The organism is Colidextribacter sp. OB.20 (assembly GCF_009911595.1).
In the GTDB taxonomy this organism is placed as follows: domain Bacteria; phylum Bacillota; class Clostridia; order Oscillospirales; family Oscillospiraceae; genus Lawsonibacter.
In genome coordinates this window covers 1-2,755 of the sequence record NZ_QWKG01000127.1, presented here as the reverse complement: position 1 = coordinate 2,755, position 2,755 = coordinate 1, and the positions used below count along the sequence as shown (strand labels likewise).

General features: G+C 55.4%; 5 protein-coding genes. All 5 read right to left on the bottom strand.

The annotated features are described in order from the left end of the window. Window positions 1–871 (bottom strand): site-specific integrase (locus D1641_RS18690; protein ID WP_160668469.1); only part of this gene is annotated, 871 nt, incomplete at its 3' end. 3 nt (window positions 872–874) lie between these two features. After that, on the bottom strand, window positions 875–1,171 hold the full coding sequence (locus tag D1641_RS18685; protein ID WP_160668467.1) for a DUF6809 family protein: 297 nt from the start codon (window positions 1,169–1,171) through the stop codon (window positions 875–877). Between the two features lie 127 nt (window positions 1,172–1,298). Beyond that, on the bottom strand, window positions 1,299–1,529 hold the full coding sequence (locus tag D1641_RS18680) for a hypothetical protein (RefSeq protein ID WP_243149488.1): 231 nt from the start codon (window positions 1,527–1,529) through the stop codon (window positions 1,299–1,301). A 517-nt stretch (window positions 1,530–2,046) separates the two neighbouring features. Further along, window positions 2,047–2,481 (bottom strand): helix-turn-helix domain-containing protein, encoded by a 435-nt coding sequence (locus D1641_RS18675; RefSeq protein WP_160668465.1) that lies wholly within the window; start codon window positions 2,479–2,481, stop codon window positions 2,047–2,049. Beyond that, entirely contained in the window at window positions 2,478–2,690 is a 213-nt protein-coding gene (locus tag D1641_RS18670; RefSeq protein WP_160668463.1) for a helix-turn-helix domain-containing protein, read from the bottom strand. Before D1641_RS18670 ends, D1641_RS18675 begins: the two co-directional genes overlap by 4 nt. Window positions 2,691–2,755 lie beyond the last annotated feature (65 nt).

The following is a 2,755-nucleotide window of genomic DNA, read 5'->3' as shown; positions in this document are numbered from 1 at the left end:
AGCCAGGATTGGTGGGCTGTTCCGGCTTCAGGGGGTTGGGGAATATCCACTCGGTCAGTGCAAACTTTTTTCGCTCACCGAGAACCCGCACCGTACTGGCTGGCAGTACGATCTTTCGAGTACCAGCACTGGTCTTAGTATCCCCAGCAGTCAGCCCACCGCCAGTTTCTTGGTAGACGGTGCGGCAGACCTTCAGTGTGCCGGCGACCTCATCGAAGTCCTCCCATTTGAGGCCACAGATCTCACCCCGCCGCAAGCCGGTGGTCAGTTCTGCGTAGAAGAAGTCGCACCAGACTTCGTCCTCTGCGATGACCTTCATAAACACATCCAGCTGCTCGTCCGTCAGTATTTGCTTTGCTCCATAGCTGAACTTGGGTGCGATAATTTGTTCGGTGGGGTTGCTGGCGATCAGGTGAGCCTGCTGCGCCGCCTTCAATGTTCCGTGGAGCGTGGTGTGGATGCGGCGAACCGTGCCGCTGGCCAGACTGCCGCCCAGTTTCTCATAGAATCGCTGGATATCCTTCGGCGTAAGCCGGGCCAGTTGCTTATCGCCCAGACTGGGCCTGATGTGGTTCTCAATGTAACTGCGGTAGTTCCTCAGCGTGTTGGGCCGCAGAGTATCCGCCATATTTTCCAGCCACTTGTCGAGCCACTCGCTCAAGGTCATCCGGCTCTGCTCCGTCAGGTCGGCCCCCTGGTAGCTGTCGATGTGCTGGCGGAGCTTCGCGGACAGCTCTTTCTGTGTAGGAGCGTAGACATACCGGAAGATAGAGTCGCCGTTTTCTTTGTGGCCCACCACGATGCGGCCCTCCCAGCGACCGTCATCGCGTCTCCTCACCATGCCGTCGCCAGACGGTCTGCGCTTCGCCATTTGTTACTCACCTCCAGTCCGAATATCACCGTCGTTTTCATCCATGCACTCGGCCATCAGCCTGACACCCAATCGGAAGCCCAGGATGAAATTCTCGGTTGCTGTGATACTGTTGATCTCATGCTGTGACCGGATGAGCTTTGTGAGGATTTCTTGATCAGTCTCCTTCAGCTGTTCCATGAGCTGATTTTCATATTTGGCGACACGGTCTACTGCCCGCTTCAGTTCTGAGCTAGGTGTCATCTGCTGTTCGTTGGGTATGATGTTGCCATAGTAGAGATCTTCCAGTATTTTTCTCATCTCCGGCTACCTCCTTTGCAACACAAACACATACCACACTTTGCGGAAGATAGCTACTACTTTTTTCGAGGACTTTTATTCTTTGTTTTGCAACGCAGAATTTGAACAGGGTACGGGTGATCACAGACTACCCCTCTGATAGCGGACAGCGTCGTCCAGCGAGATACTGCCGCCGATTTTTCACATCCTGGATGCACCGACTCCGCAGTGTGCGGAGTTGCTCATCGGGAATCTCCATCCCTGCAGCCAGCGCATTCATCACCATGTCCAACTCCACCGCCAGCTTGAAGAGCAGACGGCAGCTGTCCAGAGGACACATCTCTTTGACGAGTTGCTGTGTCTCAGGGGAGGTTCGCACACAAATTTGTTTTTTCTCCTGGCATGATGCTCTTCCTGAAATTCGCAAATATCCCCGCTTGGACCCGTCGAGAATACGGCGGCTGTAAGGGCAGAGGAAAAACTGACCCCCGACTTGACTCCAGGGGGTGAAAACTGACCCCCGCACTGATTCCTGCACAACCTCTGAAAACCACCTGCGACAGCCACCTTGCGGAATGGCGAAACACTGTGGTTTTCTCTCTGAATTTTCTGATACCGGCCACCCGCCCCAGCAAAAAGTGAAAATTCCGACCACCTATTGAAAAGCCCCGACCCGCTCTGCGGGGCGGTGTGGCTGGCCGGGGGGCGCATAAGCGACCCCCGGCCTTTATCCTGCACTTTTTTCGACCCCCCGGTTCACCTGCCACTTTCGGTTGTGCTGATTTCGCCGGATGGCACACACCGGCCACACGCTTTTGACACGGCGGCGTTTGCGATGGACTGCGGCTTGTTTACCCTCCGAGCATCAGCGAGGCCACACAGCGGCGCACAGGCTGTCACGCTGAGTTGCACTTTTCACTGCGGAGTGCGAGTGCCGTTGCGGCTCGATGACGTTCAGCCGCCGTGTCCATCTGCGCCAACTGTTGTTCGTAGAACTGATCGAGGGCCAGTTGGATCGGGCGGATGGTGTAGAGCAGATTGCCGTTGCGCTTCAGACCGGCCTTGGTGGTGACCGTCGTGCTCTCTGTACTGATGAGCTGGCGCTCCTCCAGCTCACACACATACTTGCGGACGGTGTTGGCACTCATCCTCACCGCATTGCCGATAGTCTTGTAGCTGGGCCAGCATTGGTACGTCTGCCTGTTCTCGCAGCAGAGCAGGTACGAGTAGACAGCCAGCGCGCCGGGTGACAGACCCAGCAGGAATATTTCGTTGGGCAGCTGGAAGTAGTTCTTGACCGGATCACGCTTTGGCCACGGTGTGTACTTCAATCTGCACCTCCTTGGGTGTGTTGCGACACCCACTCCACAAATTTCTCTTTGGGCACTACGAGTCTGCTACCGATTTTCAGAACCGGAAAATCCGGTTCGTGCATCAGCTCATAACCACTGGACGGAGAGACGCCCAGCACTCTCGCCACCGTTGCCGCATTCAGGAACAGCGGCAGTTCGTCGTAGCTTTTGTAGGCGGATTCTTTCATATAGGACTTGCCTCGTATAATAAGATTTGCAGATGATTTAGAGTGGATCTGCTTAGTCCACTTTT

Coding starts and splice junctions, on each gene's coding strand:
- D1641_RS18670 (WP_160668463.1), bottom strand. CDS start 2,690: ATGAAAGAATCCGCCTACAAAAGCTACGACGAACTGCCGCTGTTCCTG.
- D1641_RS18685 (WP_160668467.1), bottom strand. CDS start 1,171: ATGAGAAAAATACTGGAAGATCTCTACTATGGCAACATCATACCCAAC.